This is a genomic window from Roseateles hydrophilus (assembly GCF_026712245.1).
Lineage (GTDB): Bacteria > Pseudomonadota > Gammaproteobacteria > Burkholderiales > Burkholderiaceae_C > Pelomonas > Pelomonas hydrophilus.
The window spans coordinates 183,823-205,610 of record NZ_JAPPUY010000005.1 but is presented as its reverse complement, the minus strand read 5'-3'; the positions used below and the strand labels follow the sequence as shown (position 1 = coordinate 205,610).

Below are 21,788 nucleotides of genomic sequence, written 5' to 3'. Positions count from 1 at the left end.
CATGTCCAAGCCCGCCTTGCCCAAGACCGCCCTGCTGCTGAGCCCGCTCGTGGCGGCCCTGGCCGCCAGCCTGCCCTTGGTCGCCCTGGCTCAGGCGCCCGTGGCGGCGCCACCGCCGCCGCCGTTCAAGGTGCCGCAACCGGCCGTGGGCTGGCGCGTCTACGGCGCGGGCGCGGCCGCGCCGGTGAACACGGCCAATGCGCGTGGCGGCGTGGACATGACGATCGGCCAGACCAGCCAGCGCGCCATCTACCAGTGGAACAGCTTCCACATCGACGCGGACAGCTCGGTCACCTTCGACATGGCGCTGCCGGGCTCCAGCGCGCTGAACCGCATTGGCGGCGTCAGCCCCAGCCTGATCCTGGGCCAGCTCAAGGCCACGAACGGCGGCGAGATCCTGCTCTACAACCGCAACGGCATCCTGTTCGGCAAGGACGCCCGCGTGGACGTGGGCGCGCTGCTGGCCACCACGCTCGCGCCCAAGGACGCGGACTACGCCAACGGCTTCGTCAGCAACATCACAGGCGCCGCCGCCGCGCTGCGCTACGACGGCGCGGCGGCCGACTACGTCGACGCGAAGAACTTCATCCGCGTCGAGCCGGGCGCGCAAATCGTCACCGGCGAAGGCGGCCGCATCCAGCTCTACGCCAAGCGCGTGGAGAACGCCGGCTCGCTGACGGCCCCTGGCGGCCAGGTCGTGTTGGGCGCGGGGGCCGAGGTCTTCTACAAGCTGCCGACCACCGAGCCGCTGTACGCCTCCGAGGCCAACCCCAACGTGCCCGCGCTGCGCGGCCTGCTCGTCGAAGTGGGCCGGGGCGACCTGGCCTCAGGTGACGGCAAGGTGGAGAACACCGGCAGCATCAGCGTGCCGCGCGGCAACGCCACGCTGGTGGGCCTGGCCGTCAACCAGGCCGGCCGCGTCAGCGCAACGACCAGCGTGTCGCAGAACGGCTCCATCCTGCTGTTGGCGCAGGGCGATGCGGGCGAGACCTATCGGGACACCGGCGCGCTCATCCCGCAGGGCGACAAAGGTGCCTACAAGCAAGCTCAGCGCAGCGGCACGCTGACGCTGACCACCGGCAGCGTCACCGAGATCACCCCCGCCAACGCCGGTGCCGACGGCAAGCCGCTGACCAGCGACGACAACGCCACCTTCACCCGCTCGCGGCTGGACCTGGCCGGCGGCAGCATCACGCTCGCCGAAGGCGCCCGCGTCGTGGCCCCTGGCGCCATGGCCGAGTTGCGCGCGCTGGACACGCTCCACCCCTTCGGCGGCCTGGTCACCAGCAACCCGCTGACGGCCACGGGCGGGCGCATCGTCATCGACGCCAACGCCCGCATCGACGTCGCCGGCACGACCGACACCACGGTCAGCGTCGCGCGCGAGTTCGTCACCACCGAGCTGCTGGGCAGCAACGACCTGAAGGACGCGCCGCTGCAGAAGGACGGCCTGCTGTTCCGCAACAAGGTCACGCTGGACATCCGCCAGGCCTCGCCCATCCTGGGCGACCTCGCCAACTACCGCGCGGCCCAGCAGCGCAGCGCCAGCGAACGGCTGGCCAGCGGCGGCTCGCTGAAGCTGGTGGCCGGCGAGGCCATCGTCACGCATGCCAGCGCGCGCCTGGATGTCTCGGGCGGGCAGGTGAACTACACGGCCGCCCAGGTGGCGCCCACACAGCTCTACGCCAGCAACGGCCGCGCCTACACGCTGAACGACGCCCCCAAGGACCTGCTCTACACCGGCATCGTCAACGCCGGCACGGCCAAGGCAAGCTACGACCGCTGGGGCGTGCGCCCTAGCTACGGACTAGTCAGCCCGTCACGCCTGGAGCCGGGCTACGTCACCGGCCAGAGCGGCGGCAGCCTCAGCATCGTCGCGCCCCGCCTGGTGCTGGACGGTCAAGTGAACGGCAGCGTCACGCAGGGCGAGCGCCAGCTCGCCGGCCTGGACGCTGCCGCTGCTGCAGCCAAACTGGCACTGGGCGCGGCCACCCACGTCAACGCGTTCGGCACCGCCACCTACGCCGGCCCGGTGCTGCGCGACTTCCGGCTGCGCAGCAGCGGCAACGCGCTGGACGACAGCCGCTGGTCGCTGCTGCGCGGCGACACCGCCGGGGCAGCCACGGCGCTGGATGGCCTTGCCTCCGGGCTGTCGCTGGCCGGCCTGGCCGCGTCGGGCTTCAACGATGTCAGCGTCACCGCCGTGGGCGATGTGGTGCTGGCCGACACGCTGCAACTCGGCACGCGCGGCGTGGTGCAACTGCAGTCCAGCAGCGGCACCGTCAGTGCAGAGGCCGACATTCGCAGCACCGCCGGCAGCATCACGCTGCGCAGCGGCGCGGGCGATGTGCGCGTGGCCGACGGCGTGCGGCTGGACGCCTCGGGCCGCTGGGTCAACGCCGCGCTGGACGCCACGCTGACCGACGCCGCCCGCCCCGCTGCGACGGCCGGCGGCAGCATCACGCTGCAGGCCGGCAGCGACCTGCAGCTCGGCGCGGCCACGGTGCTGGACGTGTCCAGCGGCGCGCTGCTGACCGGCGCGCAGGCGATTGGCAGCTGCAAGGCCAATACCCTGTGCGGCGGCACGGCCGGCGCGCTGACGCTGCGCGGCGGCGCGTCCGTGTCGGCGCTGGACGAGGTCAGCCTGCGCGGCCATGGCGTGACACAGGGCGGCAAGTTCACGCTCGCCGCGCCGCAGATCCGCGTCGGCCCCGCGGCCGACGCCGGCGGTGCGCTGATGCTGACCGCTGACTTCTTCAACCGCGGCGGCTTCCAGAGCTACGCGCTGGACGGGCGCGACCTGCTCAGCGTCGAAGCCGGCACGCAGATGGCGCCGCGCCTGCAGCTGTGGCAGGCCGATGGCGCCACGCGCAACCGTGCCACCGGCACGGCCATGGACACGGTGTTCTCGCTGGCCACGCCGCCGCGCAGCTACCCGCAGCCCATCGACATCACGCTCAGCGCCAGTGGCATCACGGCAGACCAGCCTGCCGGCCGGCTGCTGTTCGGCGCGGGCGCCTCGCTGTCGCTGGACGCTGGCGCCAAGGTGCAGCTGTCGGCCCGCCAGCAGCTGCGTCTGGACGGCAGCATCACCGCACCGGCGGGCCAGGTCAGCCTGAGTCTCGCCACGGGCGAGGACTCGCGCTACTTCCCGCTGCAACGCCACCTGTGGCTGGGCGCCAGCAGCCGCATCGACGTGGCCGGCATCACCCAGACCCTGCCCAGCACCGACGGCCTGCTGAACGGCCGCGTGCTCGCAGGCGGCAGCGTCAGCCTGAACACCGGCGCCACGGCGCAGAGCTACGCCACCAGCCTCATCGTGCAGCAGGGCGCCGAGATCGACATCCGCGGCACGAGCGGCAGCGTCGACGTGCGCGAAACCACGTCGGCCGGCGACCGCGTCACGCGCCAGACCCTGGCCAGCAACGCCGGCTCGCTGAGCGTGAACGCCAACGGCGACCTGCTGCTGGAAGGCACGCTGCGGGCCGCCGGCGGCGGCACCGGCGCGGCCGGCGGCCGACTGAGCATCAACCTGGAAGCCGGCCTCACCGACACCGTGCGCCTGCCGGCCGTGCGCGAGTTGCTGCTTGCTGCCGACAACGGCGCCCTCAGCACCACGCTGACGCCCGACACGCTGGGCAGCGCCGGTACCTTGCGCGGCGTGGCCCGCGTGGACGCGCCGTGGATCACACGCTCGGGCGTCACCGAGCTGTCGCTGGCGTCGCGCGAGCGCCTGCTGATCGACGCCGCCACGTCGCTGGACATCGCGGGCGCGCTGCGCCTGGACGCACCCGTGCTGGCCGTGCAGCCCAGCGCACTGCCCAGCAGCAGCACGCTGTCGGCCACCTACCTGAGCTGGATCAACGGCCGTACAGCGCTGGAGTTCGGCCAACTTCAGCGGGACGCCTTCACTGCCAGCGCCGGCAGCGCCACGCTCACGCTGGCCGCCCGCCAGCGGCTGGACGTCAGCGGCCAGGTGCTCAGCCAGGGCGTGGGCCAGCTCAACCTGCTCAGCGCCGGCGACCTGCTGCTGCAAAAGCCCAGCGCCGAAGTGGTCGGCGACGGCCGCCTCACCACGGCCGGCGATCTGCGCCTGAGCGCCGCGCAGGTCTTCCCGGCCAGCGACACCGGCTTCGTCATCGCCGCGCCCGGCCGCCAGATCAGCATCGACAGCCCGCCCAGCGCCGACGGCAAAGCGCCCGACCTGCCCTTCAGCGCCGGCGGCCGCCTGACGCTGCAGGCCGCCAGCATCCGCCAGGGCGGCCGGCTGCGCGCGCCCGAGGGCAGCCTCACGCTGGACGCCCGCGACAGCATCGCGCTGCTGGACGGCAGCGAGACCTCCGTCAGCGCCGGCGGCCGCAGCCTGTTGTTCGGCAGCTGGAACGGCGAGAACTGGAGCGGTCCCGGCAGCAAGCCCGGCGACACCCTCAGCGCCACCCCGGCCAAGGCCATCACGCTGCAGGCGCCCACCGTCACCAGCGCCGCCGGCGCCAGCGTGGACCTCAGCGGCGGCGGCCAGCTGCTGGGCTGGCAGTTCGTCGCCGGCCCCGGCGGCTCGACCGACATCTTCAGCGCCGCCAACGGCAGCTATGCGCTGGTGCCCAGCGTGCGCAGCACCGGCGCCGCCGACAACAGCCTGCCCAACCTGCCGGCGCTGGGCCGCAGCATCGACTTCGGCAGCACCGGCGTCACGCTGGCCGACGGCACGCAGCTGACCGGCACCTACACCCTGCTGCCCGCCCGCTATGCCGCGCTGGACGGCGCCGTACTGGTGCGCCCCATCGCGCTCAAGCGCAGCGACGACAGCGCGCTGGTGCTGGCCCAAGGCCAGAGTCAGGTGCGCGATGACGGCAGCCTCGTCGTCGGCGCACGGCTCAGCACCGCCGGCACGAGCGTCACCGATGCACTGCCCAGCACCTGGCAGCTGCTCACCAGCAAGCAGGCGCGCCGCTACAGCGAAATCCGCCTCGCCTCGGCCGACGGCTTTTTCAGCGATCTCGCCACCCGCAACGACAGCGCCACGCCGGCGCTGAACCGCGACGCCGGTGCACTGGTGGTGGCCGCGCAGCAGGCCGACCTGCGCAGCGCGCTGCGCGTCGCCGCCGGCAACGGCGGCCATGGCGGCAGCGCCTACTTCGCCGCCAGCGACATCCTGGTAGGCGACGCGCCGGACAGCGCCGCCGGCCTGCGGCTCAGCATGGCGCAGCTCAACGCACTGGGGGTCGACAAGCTCGTGCTCGGCGCTGTGCCGACCGACCTTCGCCAACCCGGCGCACTGGCCGTGCGCGCGCAGACGGTGAACGTCTACGACGAGACGCCCCCAAGCGTGCCCGACGGCACACCGAAGCCGCCGCGCGCCCTGACCGCGGCCAACCTGCTGCTCACGGCGCGCGAGACGGTCGCGGTCCAAGCCGGCGCACCACTGCAGGCCGCCGGCACCACGGCGGCCACGCAGTGGACGCTGCAGGGCGACGGCGCGGCCGTGCTGCTCAGCGCCCACGCCGGCAGCGGGCTGACGCGCCAAGGCGCCGAGCTGAAGACGGGCACGCTGAAGCTCGCAGGCAACGCCTCGCTGCAGGCGAGCAGCGGGCGTGTGCAGCTGGACGCCACCGGCAGCGCCGCGATTGTCGACGGGGCCACGCTCACCGCCGCCGCCCTCGGCCTGGGTGCGCCGCGCCTGCAGCTGGGCGGCAGCGCTGCGGACGGCAGCCTGCAGCTGGCCGGCCCGCTGCTCCAGCAGCTCGCCACGGCCGATGAGCTGCTGCTGCGCAGCTACGCCACGCTCGACTTCGCCGGCAACGCCAGCCTGGGCAGCACGACGCTGCGGCAGCTGACGCTGGATGCCCCTGCCCTGCGCGTGCAGGCCGCGGCTGACACCGCCGCGGTGAGCGCCCAGACCCTGGTGCTCACCAACACCACCGGCCGAGGCCCTGATGCCGCGGCCGCCGCTGCGCCCGCTGCCGGCACGCTCGCACTGACCGCCGCCGGCCAGCTGCGCCTGGCCGAGGGCAGCCAGGCCTGGCAGGCCGCCAGCACCACGCTGACGGCGTCGCAAGGCATCGCACTGAGCGGCAACAGCCAGCTCACGGTTCAGGGCAGCCTCAGCGCCAACACACCCGCCATCAGCGCCCGCGCGGGCGCGACGGCACCCGCCGACAGCCGCTGGACCGTGGCCGGCGCACTCGCGCTCAACCCGGCCGCGGAGCCCACCCGCGCCAGCATCACGGCCGGCACCGCCGCCAAGCTGGCGCTGTCGGCTGCCAGCATGGCCGTCAACACCGACCTGCTGCTGCCCGCCGGCCAGCTGAGCCTGGCCAGCCAGGGCGACCTCAGCATCAACGCGGGCACCCTCAGCGTGGCCGGCAGCCGCCAGACGCTGGGCAGCGGCGCCAACGCCGTGCCCGTGGACCTCGCCGCCGGCCGCCTCAGCCTCAGCACGGCCAACGGCCTGCTGACGGTGGGCAGCGGCGCCACCCTGGATGTCAGCGCCGCCGGCAGCGGCGACGCGGGCCAGCTCAGCCTCGCCGCCCCACAAGGTGAACTGCTGCTCGGCGGCACGCTCAAGGCCGGCGGCCAGGGCAGCACGCTCGCCAGCCTCCACCTGGACGCCGCCACACTGCCCAGCGCCGACAAGCTGGGCACGCTGATCGCTGCGGCCGGGCCGCAGGCCTTCCAGCAGCAGATCACGCTGCGCCAGCGCCGCGGCGACCTCGTGCTGACAGCCGGCAGCGCGCTGCGCGCCCGCACGCTGGACATCAGCGCCGACGCGGGCGCGCTCAGCCTCAGCGGCCAGCTCACGGCCCTGGCCAGCGCCGACAGCGGCGGCCAGATGCAGCTCAGCGCCCGTGACGCCCTCGTCATCACCGACGGCGCGCAGCTGACGGCACAGAGCGCCGGCACCGCCACCGACCTGGACGCGCCCCGCATCGCGCTCAACAGCGCCGACGGCCGGCTGAGCCTGCAAGGCGGCAGCATCGACGCCGGCGGCGGCACGCTGGCCCTGCGCGCCCAGCGTGACAAGGACACGCAGGACGTTCTCATCGACCCGCTGCGCACCCGCGTTCAGCAGGCCGCGGCCATCGACGTCGAGGCCGTCAAGCGCTACGACAACATCACCGACCTGGTGGACGGCGTTGTCCCGGCGCCCGTGCCCGCGCCAACGCCGGCACCCACGCCATCGCCGGCGCCGGCGCCTTCACCGGCCCCAACACCCGCACCCGCACCCGCGCCAACACCGGCACCGGCGCCAACCCCAGCGCCCACGCCGTCACCAACGCCCGCGCCGACCCCGGCGCCAGCACCGACGCCTTCACCCAGCCCCGCCCCGGCGCCCGGCCCGGTGCCCACCACGCCGGCCGACGGCAATGGCGCCAGCACCGGCACCAGCAAGCCGCCCGCACCGCCGCTGCCGCCCGCGCCCGCGCCGGTGCCCACGACGCCGGCTGACGGCAACGGCCCGACCACCGGCAACACCCAGCCGCCCGCGCCCCCCGTGGTGCCTGGCACGACGCCCGCCCCGGCGCCGACGCCTGCACCCGCGCCCGCACCGACACCGAGTCCCACGCCATCACCGGCACCGGCACCTGCGCCTGTACCTGCCCCTGCGCCCGAACCAGCGCCGGCACCGGCCCCCGTGCCCGCGCCATCGCCCGCGCCGGCCCCCAGCCCGACACCGTCCCCGGTGCCGTCGCCCAGCCCGACACCGTCCCCGGTGCCGTCGCCCAGCCCGGCGCCGACACCCGCGCCAACGCCTGCACCCGGCCCGGCACCCACGACACCGGCCGACGGCAACGGCCCCACGACCGGCAACACCCAGCCGCCGGCGCCCCCGGTGGTGCCCGGCCCTGCGCCGGCGCCGGCGCCGGCACCGGCACCGGCTCCAGCACCAGCACCAGCACCAGCACCAGCACCAGCGCCAGCACCGGTGCCGGCGCCCTCGCCGGTGCCGGCACCCTCGCCGGTGCCCGCACCCAGCCCGGCACCTGCGCCTGCCCCCTCGCCCACGCCGCCAGCCGACGGCAACGGCCCGACCACCGGTGGCACCCAGCCACCCGCGCCGCCCGTGGCGCCGACGCCTGCACCAGCACCAGCACCGGCACCCGGACCTGCGCCAACGCCGGCGCCCGTGCCCTCGCCCGCACCAGCGCCGGTCCCGTCACCAGCGCCTGCGCCCGAGCCAGCACCCACGCCTGCGCCAGCGCCCTCACCGGCGCCAACGCCGGCCCCCGTGCCCTCGCCCTCGCCCGCACCAGCGCCGGCCCCGTCACCAGCGCCTGCGCCCGAGCCAGCACCCACACCTGCGCCAGTGCCCTCACCGGCGCCAGCGCCGGCCCCCGTGCCGTCACCCGCACCAGCCCCGGTCCCGTCACCGGCGCCTGCGCCCGAGCCAGCACCCACACCTGCGCCAGTGCCCTCACCGGCGCCAACGCCGGCACCCGTGCCCTCGCCGGCTCCGACGCCCGCGCCGACACCGGCCCCCACACCCGCGCCGGTGCCCCCGAGCCCGGCGCCGTCACCAACGGCACCGTCCGATGGCAACGGCCCGACCACGGGTGGCACCCAGCCGCCGCTGCCACCGCTGACGCCGGCACCGCTGCCGGCGCCCGCTCCCGCACCAACGCCGGCGCCCACCGGCCCGTCCGCCGGCAACGGGCCGACCACCGGCAACGTGCAGCCGCCCAGCCCGCCGCAGCCGGCCTCCGCACAAGGCAGCCGCGCACTCGCACTGGCCGTCACGGCTGATGCGAGCGCCGTGTCCGACGGCAATGGTCCCACCACCGGCAACACGCAGCCGCCCACCGCGCCCACCGGCCCCAACGGCCCGGCACCCGCGCCGTCGCCGGCCCCCAGCCCCACGCCTGCGCCCACGCCGGCCCCAGCCCCCACCCCGGCACCGGCCGGCCAGCTCGGCCTGGGCCGCGTGCTGCTGGACAACGACGCCTTCATGGGCGCGGGCCAGCAGACGGCCGAAGCCATCGCCACGCGCCTGAGCGCCGAGCAGGCCGACCTGCTGCCCACGCTGCGCGTGCGTGCCGGCGTGGAGGTGCGCGCCAGCAATGACCTGCGCCTGAGCGCCGACTGGCGCCTGCCCACGCTCACCGCGGCCCAGCAGGCGGCCGCACCCCATGCCGCCGAGGCCGCACTGACACTGCGCGCCGCTGGCAACGTCCAGCTGCAGGCCAGCCTGAGCACGGGCCTGCGTGAGTCGCCGGTGACCGCCGGCACCTGGGTAGGCACCTCGGCCCGCGCCGGCGACCTGCGCATCGTGGCGGGCGCCGACCTGAATGCCGCCCACACGCTGGCGACCGTCACGGGCGTCGGCTCGATCGAGGTCGGCCACGACAGCCAGGCCGTGCAGCTGCGCAGCACCACCGGCAGCATCACCCTCGCCGCCGGCCAGGACGTGAAGCTGCTGAACAGCAAGGCCAGCATCGCCACGCTGGGCGTGCCGGTGGCCAGCCTGGCCGCTGCAACGGCAACGGCAACGGCCGCGCCGGCGGGCCGCCTGGACGCCACAACCGACGCCACCGTGCCCGCCGCGGGCAATGGCGCCACGACCGGCAATGCCCAACCGCCGGCCGCACCCACCGTGCCAGGCCAGGCCCCGACGCCCGCCCCAGCGCCCGCGCCGACACCAGCACCGGCGCCTCAACCTGCGCCCGCGCCCGCGCCGACGCCTGCGCCCGAACCGGCGCCGGCCGACCCGCTGCCCGCCACGGCACTGGACGCGCTGGCCGAGACGCTGGGCCCGGTGCTGGGCAGCTCGGGCCTGATGCCCTTCACCGAGCGCGGCGGCGCCATCCGCGTGCAGGCCGGTGGCGACGTGCTGGGCAGCGCGCTGGGCCAGGATCAGCGCTACATCACCGACTGGTACTGGCGCGCCAACAACAACGGCACGACGGCCTGGTTCGGCCGCGAGGACCGCTTCTCGCAAGGCCTGGCCACGCTGGGCGGCGGCAGCATCCTTGTGCAGGCCGGCGGCACGGTGCAGCAGCTGCAGGCCGCCGCCATCAGCTCGGGCCTGGTGCTGGACGCCACCGGCGCCGCGGCCACAGGCCTGCCTGCCGGGCTGCTGCAGTTCGGCGGCGGTGGCCTCAGCGTGCAGGCGGGCGGCGATGTCGTCAGCGGCCAGTTCATGGGCTCACGCGGTCTGGACCTGCGCGCCGGTGGCGCCATCCGTGCCGCCGAGGGCATCCCGGTCGGCCGCGAAGCCGGTGTGCAACTGCTCTACCTGGACGGCGCTGTGCGCGTGCAGGCGGCGGGCGACCTGGCGATTGCCAGCGCGCGCAACTTCTCGTTCGCCAGCCCCACCTACGACAACAACGAGGCGCTGGGCCAGAACGTCGTGACGCCGATGCTGGACCGCCGGGCCAGCCTGCTGCTGCAGAGCGCGGGCGGCGATGTGCAGTACGCCGGCGCGAGCCAGCCACTGTGGCAGGGCGTGCGCGAGCTGCCCGGCGCCCAGGTGGTGCCGGTGGACCTGCGCCTGCTGGCGCCGCAGGGCAGCGTCGTCGCCAACGGACTGCAAACCTGGAGCCTGGCGGCTGACCCGAGCGCCGCCCGCACCTGGGTTGCCGCGGGCGACAGCGTCACGCTGAGCAGCCTGTCCGTGCAGTCGCTGACGGCACCGCAGACCGCCAACACGCAGGTGCAGACGCAGGCACTCAACCGCATGGCCGAGACGCTGCAGCAAGGCCTGCTGCTGGCACGCGACGACGCCGGCCGCGCCGTGCTGGACACCAGCAACCGCGCGCCGGTGCAACTGCTGGCGCAGCAAGGCGATCTGGACTTGAGCAACATCGCCACGACGCGCCCGCTGGCCGCCACGGGCGGCCGCGACCTGCGGGTGTCCAACGTCAGCGTGCAGCACCAGCCAGCGGCCAGCGGCCAGCGCAGCGAGCTGAGCCAGCTGCAGGCCGGCCGCGACCTGCGCTTCGGCAATGGCCTGGGGCTGGAAGTGGCCGGCCCGGGCGACCTGCTGGTGCTGGCCGGCCGCGATGTGGACCTGTCCACCAGCACCGGCATCGTGTCGCGCGGCAACCTGTCCAACAGCGCGCTGCTGCCCGAGGGCGGCGCGCGCATCACCGTGGTGGCCGGCCTGAGCGCCGAGGGCGAGGACTACGCCCGCGCCAGCGCCGCCGGCTTCCAGGTGCTGGGCGCGTCGGGCCTGGCCGGCAAGCTGGGCCAGGCCTGGGTGCTGCTGGGCGGCACGGGCACGGCGGCCGCGTTCGACGCCGCCACACCAGCCGAACAGCTGGCGCTGCTGCGCCAGCGCCTGGGTAACGAAACGCTGGACCGGCTGGTGGCAGCGCAGGTGCGCGCGCAGCCGGCACGGCCGGATGCGGCCGAGCAGCGCCTGCGCCAGGCCGCGCTGATGGGCCTGCCCATCGACGATGCCAAGGTCACCGAGGCACTCGCCAAGCAGACCAGCCGGTTGGCCCCGGCGTGGTCGGCCCTCAGTGATGCGGCGGCGCTGGCCCAGGCCCCGGCCTTGAGCAGCGCGCAGCAGTCGTTGCTGGTCAGCCGCGTGCTGATGGCCACGCTCGCCACGCAGCCGCTTGCACAGCGCAGCTCCGCGCTGGCGCAACTGGCCGCCACGGCCGACCTGGCCAAGCTGGGCGACTACGTGGCCTTGATGAGCGGCCAGCGCGGCAGTGACGCCGCTGACACGCTGCGCCGCTTCGAGGCGCTGCCGCTGGAGCGCCAGATCCCGTGGCTGAACCGCGTGCTGATGGGCGAACTCAAGCGCGCCGGCCGCGCCGCCGCGGTGCTGGCGGGTGACGAACGCTGGGCGGCCTATGCGAGTGGCTATCAGGCGATCAACCTGCTGTTCCCGGTGGCGGACGCCGGCACGCTGGCGGCCCGCCCGGCCGCCCAGGTGCGCATGCCCACCAGCCAGATCAAGACGCTGCAAAGCGCCGACATCACGCTGCTCAACCCGGGCGGCGGCGTGAACGCCGGCGAGGTGAGCGCGGGCAGCAAAGCGGCCACGGAGCTGGGCATCGTCACCGTCAACGGCGGCGACGTGTCGGCCGTGGTGGCGCAGAACTTCGACGTGAACCAGTCGCGCGTGTTCACCATCGGGCAGGGCAACCTGCTGATGTGGTCGTCGGCCGGCAACATCGACGCGGGCCGCGGCGCCAAGACGGTGACCGGCGCCCCGGCGCCCGTGCTGCGCCTGGACGCCAACGGCAACCTGGTGTTCGACACCTCGGGCTCGTTCAGCGGCTCCGGCATCGCCGTGCTGTCCGCCGGCAACGACCTGGACCTGCAGGCCCCCACCGGCGAGATCAATGCCGGCGAGGCCGGCATCCGCTCCAAGGGCAATGCCTTCCTGGGCGCGGAGCGGCTGGTGAACGCGAACGACATCCAGGTGACCGGCGCCCGCACCGGCACGATGGCCGAGACGGTGGTCACCCCGCCCATCGCCGTGCCCGTGACCCAGCCCACCGCCGCCACGGCCGCCGGCCCGGCCGACGCCGACAAGGACAAGGACGAGCGCCGCCGCCGCCGGCGCAACCTGCTGCTGGAGTTCCTGGGCTTCGGCTCCTCCTGATTCCCGAAAGATGACCATGACGATGCGCAAAGCACTCACCGCCCTCGCCCTGGCCGCACTGCTGCCGGCTACCGCCCACGCTTGGTGGAACGCCGACTGGAGCGAGCGCGCCAAGATCACGCTGAACACCTCGGCCCAGGGGCTGGAAACGAAGGAGACCGCCAGCGGCGTGGCCGTGGCCGTGCGCCTGCACAGCGGCAACTTCGACTTCACCGCCGCCAAGGAAGACGGCAGCGACCTGCGCGTGGTGGCCGGTGACGACAAGACGCCGCTGAAGTTCAGCATCGAGCGCTTCGACGGCATCAACGAGCTGGCCGTGCTGTGGGTGCAGTTGCCCAGCGTGATGCCGGGCAGCGACAAGAACCAGTTCTACGTCTACGGCGGCAATCCCAAGGCGGCCGCCGAGAGCGACGGGAGCGTGGCAGGCGGCTTCGATGCGGCCACCCTCATCGCGCTGCACTTCAGCGACAAGCCGGCCGGCGCCGACCAGCTGGGCGCCGTCAAGCCGCAGGGCGCACTGGCGACCGAGCCCAACGGCCTGCTGGCCGCCAGCGCCAAGCTGGGCGGCGAGGCCATCGTGTATGCGCTGTCCGACAAGCCGGTGGTGGATGCCGGCAACCAGTTGACAGTGAGCCTGTGGGTGAAGCTGGACGACGTGCAGCGCGCGACGCTGCTGAACTGGGGCGGGCTGACGCTGAGCCTGAACGGCGGCAAGCTGGTGGCCCGCGCCGACCGGGCCGAGGTGTCGGGCGGTGAGGTGCCGGCCGCACGCTGGACGCAGGTGGCGCTGCGGCTGGGCCTGGGCAAGGCGACGCTGTTCGTCAATGGCGCCCAAGCGGCCCAGGGCGACCTGGCCACGCCGGCGCTGGGCAACAGCCTGCGCCTGGGCGAAGGCGCGCGCGGCCTGATGGATGAGGTGCAGGTGGCGGCCACGCTGCGCAGCGCCGACTGGCTCGCCGTGGCGGCCGGCGCGCAGGGCGCGGAGAGCAAGCTCGTCGCCTCCACCCGCGAGGCCAAGGACAGCGCCGAAGCCGAGGGCGGCGGCGAGCATGGCTACATGGGCATCCTCGTCAAGAACCTGACGGTGGACGCCTGGGTGGTCATCATCATCCTGGCGGTGATGTTCGCGATCGCGGCGTGGGTGATGGTGTCCAAGAGCCTGCTGATGAGCCGCGTGGCCAAGGCCAACCGCAGCTTCGTGCTGCGCTTTCGCGAGGCCAGCGATGAGCTGCTGAAGCTGGAGGACCACGCCCCGCATCCGAACTCGCCCATCTACCGGCTCTACCAGGCCGGTGTGCGCGAGCTGGCCAAGCGCAAGGTCGGCGAGGCGGGCGCCAAGCCGCTGTCGGGCGCCTCGCTGGACGCGGTGAAGGCGTCGGTGGATGCCGACTACGTGCGCGAGAACGCGCAGCTGAACTCCGGCATGGTGCTGCTGACCATCGCGATCTCGGGCGGCCCGTTCCTGGGCCTGCTGGGCACGGTGGTGGGCGTGATGATCACCTTTGCCGCCATCGCGGCCGCGGGCGACGTCAACGTGAACGCGATCGCACCGGGCATTGCGGCCGCGCTGCTGGCCACGGTGGCGGGCCTGGGCGTCGCGATCCCCGCGCTGTTTGGCTACAACTGGCTGGCGTCGCAGATCAAGAACGCGACGTCGGACATGCAGATCTTCATCGACGAGTTCATCACTCGCGTCGCTGAACTCTACGGGGCTCCGTGACCATGAAGCCCCTCGTCCAACGCGTACGTTGGCCGGCCCCCCGAGGGGGCGGCGATGCATGCGGCGTTGAGCCGCATGCACATCGCCATGACGGGCCGGCTTGGGAGCGGCCCGGCGCTCGGCCCGCAACCGCGGGAGGCTGCCATGGCGGGTGACGTCAAGTCCGACAACCAGCCCTACGACGACATCAACGTCACGCCGATGCTGGACCTGGCCTACGTGCTGCTGGTGGTGTTCATCATCCTGACGACGGCCTCGGTGCAGGGCGTCAAGGTGAACTCACCAACGACGCAGGCGGCCAACAACCTGGCCAAGCCGCAGACGCGGGCGATCACGATCACCGCGGACGGCGGCGTGTACCTGGACGCCTACCCGGTGGACATGGCGCAGCTGCAGTCCACGCTCGCCCAGTACAAGTCTGCCAACCCGGCGCTGCCGGTGGTGCTGAAGGCGGACGCGGCGGCGCAGTACGACAAGGTGATGCAGGTGCTGGAGGTGGCCAAGAAACTGGACATCACCGAGATCGGCCTCGTGACCAAACGGGCAGGGAGCTGACATGCAGGTCAACCAGGACGCCAAACCCTACGACAGCATCAACGTCACGCCGATGCTGGACCTCGCCTACGTGCTGCTGGTCGTCTTCATCCTGATGACGACCGCCTCGGTGCAGGGCATGAGCATCACCATGCCCAAGCCCAGCAATAAGCCCAGCGCCGAGAAGCACGACCTCAAGATCGTGCAGGTGATGCCCGACGGCGGCGTGCTGATCAACGGCGTGGGCGTGAGCCTGCCCGAGCTGGAAAGCCAGCTGACGGCCGCCAAGCAGAAGGACGCGCAGATGTCCGTCGCCATCAAGGGCGATGCACGCGCGCAGTACGCCAGCGTGGTGGCCGTCATCGACCTGTGCAACAAGCTGGGCGTGAACATGGGCCTCGTCACGTCGAGGATAGGCACATGAAGGCGCGCCACATCAAGGGCCTCGTCGCCGCTGGCTGCCTGCTGCTGGGCCTGGCCGTGTGGTGGGCCGTCAAGAACATCAAGCCCGACGCGCCCAAGCGCCAGGTGGCCAAGATCGCCATCTTGCCCGACACACCGCCGCCCCCGCCGCCGCCGCCCAAGGAGGAGAAGAAGCCCGAGCCGCCCAAGGACGAGCCCAAGCAGGTGATGCGCGAGGAGCAGATCAAGCAGGCCGAGGCGCCCAAGCCGGCGGAGTCCCTCAAGATGGAAGGCGCGGCGGGCGATGGGCCGAGCGCGTTCTCGGCTGGCACGGTGTCGCGCGACTACGCGGGTGGCGCCCCGACCACGGGCCCCGGCGGCGGCTCGGCCGCCACTGCCGTGGATCGGGCGCAGGAGCGCTTCTACGCCAACAACGCACGCCAGCTGCTGCAAAGCGAGATCGAGCGCCACCTCAAGGCCGACGCCGAACAGCTGACCGCCACCTTCGCCATCTGGCTCGACAAGGACGGCGCCATCCAGCGCTTCGAACTGAGCCCCAGCGGCCACGACGGCAACGACACCGCCCTGCGCACCGCGCTCGACGAAACCCGCCGCCAGCTCAAGCTGCCGCCGCCGCCGGCGCTGGCCCTGTCACAGCCCATGCGCTTTCGCCTGAGCGTGCGGCCCCAAGCCTGATTGCCTTCCCCTGCCCCATGAAACCCATCCTCACCCTGTTGACCGCCGCCCTGCTCGCGGCCACCGCGCCTGCCCAGGCGCAAACCACCGCGGCATCGGACAAGGAAGAACTCGCCCGCCTGCGCGCGACGACCCAGGCCCTCATCGACGCTCTGGTGGCCCAGGGCCTGCTGACGCGCGACAAGGCCGAGGCCATCCTGAAGCAAGCCCAGGTCACGGCCGCCGCCCCGGCGCCGCAGCCGCAGGCCGACGCGGCCAAGCCCAACGTGCTGCGCATTCCCTACGTGCCCGAGACCGTGCGCCAGCAGATGCGCGAGGAGATCAAGGCCGAGGTGCTGGCGCAGGCCAAGGGCGAGCGCTGGGGCCAGCCCGACGCGCTGCCCGACTGGGTAGGCCGCATCAAGCTCAGCGGCGACCTGCGCGTGCGCGGCCAGGCCGAGTTCTTCGACGACCAGAACCTGCCCGCCGAGGTTTACCGCACGCAGACCGCCTCGCCCGCCTGGTCGCCCGACCTCAGCAACACCGGCACCGACCGCCAGCGCCTCACGCTGCGCGGCCGCCTGGGCGTGGATGTGCGGCTGAGCGAGCAGGTGCTGGCCGGCCTGCGCATCGCCACCGGCAACACCGGCAGCAGCGCCACCTCCACCTCGCAGACGCTGGGCAGCAACTTCAACCGCTACACGCTGGGGCTGGAGCGCGCCTACCTCCGCTGGCAGCCACCGCTGTTCTTCAACGGCCTGTCCGCCGACTTCGGCCGCATGCCCAACCCCTTCTTCAGCACCGACCTGGCCTGGGCCGACGACCTTGCCTTCGACGGCGTGGCCACCAAGCTCACCCACGCGTTCACGCCGCAGCGCAGCCTGTTCGCCACGGCCGGCGTGTTCCCGCTGGAAGAACTCAACCTCAGCAGCCAGGACAAGTGGCTGCTCGGCGCCCAGGTGGGCGGCGAGATCGACCTCGCGCGCGGTGTGCAGTTCAAGCTGGGCCTGGCGGCCTACGACTTCCGCCACATGGAGGGCAAGCGTGAGGCCAATCCGCCGCCCAGCGGCCCGAGGAACGGCACCACCAACTACTTTGCGTCGCAATACCCGTCCAGCCTGCGCCTGAAGGGCAACACGCTGATCAACCTGAACGACCCCACCAGCACGGCCTCGCCCACCTGGGGCCTGGCTGCGAAGTTCCGCCCGGTCAACCTGACCGCCAGCCTGCAGCTGGACGACGTGCTGCCCGTGCCCGCGAGCCTGACGCTGGACTGGATCAAGAACACCGGCTTCGACCTGAAGGACATCCAGGCCCGCACCGGTGTCACCACGCCGCTGGCCGACCTGCGCGAGAAGACCACCGCGCTGCAGGGCCGCCTGCAGATCGGCAAGGCCACACTGGCGCGCCGCGGCGACTGGCAGGCCTTCACCGCCTACCGCCTGGTGCAGCGCGACGCGTGGATCGACGGCTTCACCGACACCACCTGGCACCTGGGCGGCACCAACTACAAGGGCTGGAGCCTGGGCGGCAGCATCGGCCTGGACCGCAACTTCTGGCTCAGCGGCCGCTGGACCAGCACTCGCAACCTCGACGACGGCGTGCGCTTCCTGGCCGTGCCGGGCGACGCCTCGTCCCTGAGCGGCAACCTCAGCAGTGCGCCGCTGCGCATCGAGGTTTTCCAGCTCGACCTCAACGCGAGGTTCTGATCGTGAGCCGCATTGCCATCGCCCTGTTGGCCGTTGCCAGCCTCACCGCGCAGGCCCAGGACGCCAAGCCCTCCAAGGAACGCGAAGCCCTGCGCCGCGCCCAGGCCGCGCTGCGCGCCGCACAGGAGCAGCACAGCAGCCTGCAGGCCGACAAGGCCAAGGCCGAAGCCGAGGGGGCCCGCGCCAGGCAGGACGCAGCCGCCGCACGCGCGCTCATCGCCGGCAACGCCGTGAAGCTCAAGGCCCGCGACACCGAGCTGGACGCCCTGCGCGCCCAGCTGCAGGCTGCCAAGGAATCCCTGCAACAAAGCCAGGCCCAGGCGGGCGAGCGCGAGCAGGCGTTGCAACAGCAGCTGCTCGCCAGCCGCCAGGACAGCCAGGCCCGCCAGCAGGCCAACCAGACCCTGGTGCAGTTGCTGGAGCGCAGCACCCAGGCGCTGGCCGACGCCGAGGCCAAGAACCGCCAGCTGCACGCCCTCGGCCAGGCGCTGGTGCAGCGCTACGCCGGCCGCTCCACGCTGGACACCGCGCTGCTGGACGACCCCATCCTGGGACTGACCGCCGTGCGCTTTGAGGATCAGGCCGAGAAGCTCCGCGCCGAACTGGCCGCGCAGCGGGTGAAGTGAACCGACGGCCGGCCGCCGGGCTCACCGGGCCGGCGACCGCGCCCCGCGCATCGCACTGCTGCGTGACAGCGCCAGCAGTGCCAGCGCCAAGGGCAGGCAGGACACCCACAGCACCGTGTTCCAGTCGTACGCAGCCAGCAAGCCCCCCGAGGCCAACGAGCCGACGGTCATGGTGCCGAAGACGAGGAAGTCGTTCAGCGACTGCACCCGCGTGCGCTCCTCGGGCCGATGGCACTCCAGCACCAGCGCCGAGGCGCCCACGAAGCCGAAGTTCCAGCCTAGGCCCAGCAGGATCAGCGTCAGCCAGAAGTGCGCCACCTCAATGCCGCTCAGGCCGATGGCCACCGCCGCGCCGATCAGCCCGAGCCCGACCAGCACGATGCGCCGCGCCCCGAAGCGGTCGATCAGCCGGCCGGTGAAAAAGCTCGGCGCATACATCGCGATGACATGCCATTGCAGGCCCAAGGTGGATGACTGCTGCGTGTGCCCGCACAGATGCATGGCCAGCGGTGCCGCCGTCATGAGGAAGTTCATCAGCATGTAAGACACCGCGCCGCAGATGACGGCGGTGATGAACGCCGGCTGTGCCGCCAGCTCTCGAAGCGGACGCCCCTGTGCGGTCTCGGCAGCCGTGGGCATCGGCAGCTTCACCCCCCACAGCACGACCGCCGACAACGCCGCCGCCACCGACTGCGCCAGAAACGTGGCGGCGAAGGTGTGCGGCGCCCACCAATCGGCGGTGCCACTGATCAGCTGCGATCCGAACACGCCGGCCGCAACGCCCCCGCCCATCACGAAAGACAAGGCCCGTGGGCGCAATGCCGGCGCCACGCCATCGGCCGCGGCGAACCTGAACGACAACACGACGGCCGCATACGCACCGCCAAAGAACGTGGCCACACAGAACAGCCAGAAGGACTGCAGCACCACGGCAGCCGCCGCCAGCAGCCCGATGAGCACACCGCAGCCCGCCCCCACCAGGAAGCTCGCGCGCCGCCCGTAACGCCTGGCGATGGCCCCGCTGGGCAAGATGCAGACGGCCATGCCCACGACAAAGATCGAGATCGGCAAGGTGGCCAGCATCTTGCTGGGCGCCAGGGTGTGGCCAACGATGGCGCCGATCGCATACACAACCACGGCATTGGCCCCGGCGAGCGCCTGGGCGAGCGTCAGGCGGGCGATGTTGCTGCGCTGGATGGCAGCAGGCAACGCCCCTGGGGCGGAAATGTCAGCAGCGTTCAAGGCGGTCCTTGGCTTGGCGGGTGGCGCTGGCGCGCTTGCGGCACACCAGCCTCGGCTTTTCAGCAGGCTTGGCGCGTGGCCGCCGGCCACCTGCGCGGCGCCACAGTGTCTCAGCACCGCCGCCATCAAGCAGACCTTCGCCGCGGTGGCGCGTCACTGCGGCCGCGCCACGCGCCGACCGACGCAGGTCGTGCAGAGCGCATGCGCCTACACAGCGCCTGCGCGGCACCCACAAAGCACAAAGCCAGCTTCGCGAAGCTGGCTTTGTGCTGGGTTTGATTGGTAGGCCGTATTGGACTTGAACCAATGACCAAAGGATTATGAGTCCTCTGCTCTGACCAACTGAGCTAACGGCCCCCGAGAGGAGCCGCGCATTCTAGTCAGCGCTGGGACAGTGCCTGGCCCACCATGCGACTGGTGATGTCGACGATCTGGATCATGCGGTCGTAGGCCATGCGCGTGGGGCCGATGACGCCCAGCGTGCCCACCACCTGGCCGTCCACCTCGTAGGGCGCCGACACGATGGACAACTCCTCATAGGGCACGACCTGGCTCTCGCCGCCGATGTAGATGCGCACACCCTCGGCGCGGCTGGAGGTGTCCAGCAGGCGCATCAGCTGCGTCTTCTGCTCGAACAGGTCGAACAGGCGGCGCAGGCTGCCCATGTCGTGGCTGAAGTCCTGCACAGTCAGCAGGTTGCGCTCGCCGGAGACGATGACCTGCTCGTCCTGCTGGGCCATGGCCTCGGTGCCGGCCTGCACGGCGGCGCTCATCAGGCCGGCGATCTCGCCGCGCAGCGCATCCATCTCGTGGCGCAGCCGCTCGCGCACGGCCTCCAGCGTCAGGCCGGCGTAGTTGGCATTCAGGCGGTTGCTGGCTTCGGCCAGTTCGGCTTGGGTCAGGTCTTGCGCGGTGAAGATGACGCGGTTCTGCACATCGCCATCGGGCGACACCAGGATGACCAGCACGCGCCGCTCGCCCAGGCGCAGGAACTCGATGTGGTGGAACACGCTGGGCTTCTTGGGCGCCGTGACCACGCCGACGAAGCTGGACAGGTTGGACAGCAGTTGCGCCGCGCTGGCGATGACGCGCTGCGGCTGGTCGGGCTGCAGCTGCGCCTCCAGCTCCAGCCGGCCGGGCTGGGCCGTCAGCATGGTGTCGACGAACAACCGGTAGCCGCGCGGCGTCGGGATGCGGCCGGCACTGGTGTGCGGGCTGGCGATGAGGCCCAGGTCTTCCAGGTCGGCCATCACGTTGCGGATGGTCGCGGGGCTGAGCTCCAGCCCGGAGGCCTTGGACAGCGTGCGCGAACCGACAGGCTGGCCGTCGGCGATGTAGCGTTCAACCAGGGTTTTCAGCAGGGATTTGGATCGCTCGTCGAGCATGCCGTCATTCTATGGACACCCCCTTTCCTTCCTGTAGGGGCGATACCCCTGTGGTGTAATTTGCCGCATGGCCGAGCGCTTCAGACATGTCGCCATCGTGGGCAAGCATCAGGCGCCGGGCATACAGCCGGTGCTGGAAGAAATTGCCCAGTTTTTGTGCAGCCAGGGGCTGGATGTCTCGCTGGAAGCGGACACCGCCCAGAACACCGGCATGACGGGCTACGACGCCCTCTCCCACGACGAACTGGGCCGCGCCTGCGACCTGGCCGTCGTCGTCGGCGGCGACGGCACGATGCTGGGTTTTGCCCGCGAGATGGCGCGTTACGGCGTGCCGCTGCTGGGCATCAACCAGGGGCGCCTGGGCTTTATCACCGACATCCCCATCGAGCGCTGGCGCGAGTCGCTGGCGCCGGTGCTGGCGGGCGACTACGAAGTCGAGTCGCGCGCGATGCTGGAAGGCGGCGTGCTGCGCGACGGCGAGTCCATCTTCTCGGGGCTGGCGCTGAACGACGTGGTCGTCAGTCGCGGCGGCACGTCGGGCATGGTGGAGCTCAAGGTGTCGGTGGGCGAGCAGTTCGTGGCCAACATGCGGGCGGACGGCCTCATCGTCGCGTCGCCCACCGGCTCCACGGCGTATGCGCTGTCGGCCGGCGGGCCCATCATGCACCCCAGCATCGCCGGCTGGCTGCTGGCGCCCATCGCGCCACACACGCTGTCCAACCGCCCCATCGTGCTGCCCGACAACGGCGAGGTGCGGCTGGAGATCGTCGCCGGCCGCGACGCGTCGGTGAACTTCGACATGCAGAGCTTGGCCAGCCTGCTGCACGGCGACACCATCACCGTGCGCCGCAGCCAGCATCAGGTGCGCTTCCTGCATCCCCAGGGTTGGAGCTATTACGCCACGCTGCGCCGCAAGCTCCGCTGGTATCTCTAGATCTC

10 protein-coding genes and 1 tRNA gene are annotated in these 21,788 nt (G+C 72.5%); 8 read left to right on the top strand and 3 right to left on the bottom strand.

Features of this window, described 5'->3' with window-relative positions; genetic code table 11:
* The first annotated feature begins 1 nt into the window (after nt 1).
* From NYO99_RS18820 to NYO99_RS18790, 7 genes are all read left to right on the top strand, one after another.
* Complete coding sequence (locus NYO99_RS18820) at nt 2-12,556, top strand: filamentous haemagglutinin family protein (RefSeq protein WP_268168820.1); 12,555 nt, start codon at nt 2-4, stop codon at nt 12,554-12,556.
* A gap of 16 nt (nt 12,557-12,572) precedes the next feature.
* Nucleotides 12,573-14,276: a DUF2341 domain-containing protein gene (locus NYO99_RS18815; protein ID WP_268168819.1), complete on the top strand. Its 1,704-nt coding sequence runs from the start codon at nt 12,573-12,575 to the stop codon at nt 14,274-14,276.
* Between the two features lie 144 nt (nt 14,277-14,420).
* Nucleotides 14,421-14,831 (top strand): ExbD/TolR family protein, encoded by a 411-nt coding sequence (locus NYO99_RS18810; protein WP_268168818.1) that lies wholly within the window; start codon nt 14,421-14,423, stop codon nt 14,829-14,831.
* A gap of 1 nt (nt 14,832) precedes the next feature.
* On the top strand, nt 14,833-15,234 hold the full coding sequence (locus tag NYO99_RS18805; protein WP_268168817.1) for an ExbD/TolR family protein: 402 nt from the start codon (nt 14,833-14,835) through the stop codon (nt 15,232-15,234).
* On the top strand, nt 15,231-15,908 hold the full coding sequence (locus NYO99_RS18800; RefSeq protein ID WP_268168816.1) for a TonB C-terminal domain-containing protein: 678 nt from the start codon (nt 15,231-15,233) through the stop codon (nt 15,906-15,908). Before NYO99_RS18805 ends, NYO99_RS18800 begins: the two co-directional genes overlap by 4 nt.
* 17 nt (nt 15,909-15,925) lie before the next feature.
* Nucleotides 15,926-17,596 (top strand): putative porin, encoded by a 1,671-nt coding sequence (locus NYO99_RS18795; protein WP_268168814.1) that lies wholly within the window; start codon nt 15,926-15,928, stop codon nt 17,594-17,596.
* Nucleotides 17,597-17,598: 2 nt separating this feature from the next.
* On the top strand, nt 17,599-18,222 hold the full coding sequence (locus NYO99_RS18790) for a coiled-coil domain-containing protein (RefSeq protein WP_268168813.1): 624 nt from the start codon (nt 17,599-17,601) through the stop codon (nt 18,220-18,222).
* A gap of 21 nt (nt 18,223-18,243) precedes the next feature.
* Here the strand turns inward: NYO99_RS18790 and NYO99_RS18785 are convergent, their stop codons facing one another.
* From NYO99_RS18785 to hrcA, 3 genes are all read right to left on the bottom strand, one after another.
* Nucleotides 18,244-19,464 (bottom strand): MFS transporter, encoded by a 1,221-nt coding sequence (locus tag NYO99_RS18785; protein ID WP_268168812.1) that lies wholly within the window; start codon nt 19,462-19,464, stop codon nt 18,244-18,246.
* A 280-nt stretch (nt 19,465-19,744) separates the two neighbouring features.
* A tRNA-Ile gene (locus tag NYO99_RS18780) sits at nt 19,745-19,821 on the bottom strand.
* A 23-nt stretch (nt 19,822-19,844) separates the two neighbouring features.
* Nucleotides 19,845-20,849: a heat-inducible transcriptional repressor HrcA gene (hrcA, locus tag NYO99_RS18775; protein WP_268168811.1), complete on the bottom strand. Its 1,005-nt coding sequence runs from the start codon at nt 20,847-20,849 to the stop codon at nt 19,845-19,847.
* 67 nt (nt 20,850-20,916) lie between these two features.
* On the opposite strand from hrcA, the gene NYO99_RS18770 reads away from it, so the two are divergent.
* On the top strand, nt 20,917-21,783 hold the full coding sequence (locus tag NYO99_RS18770; RefSeq protein WP_268168810.1) for an NAD kinase: 867 nt from the start codon (nt 20,917-20,919) through the stop codon (nt 21,781-21,783).
* Nucleotides 21,784-21,788 lie beyond the last annotated feature (5 nt).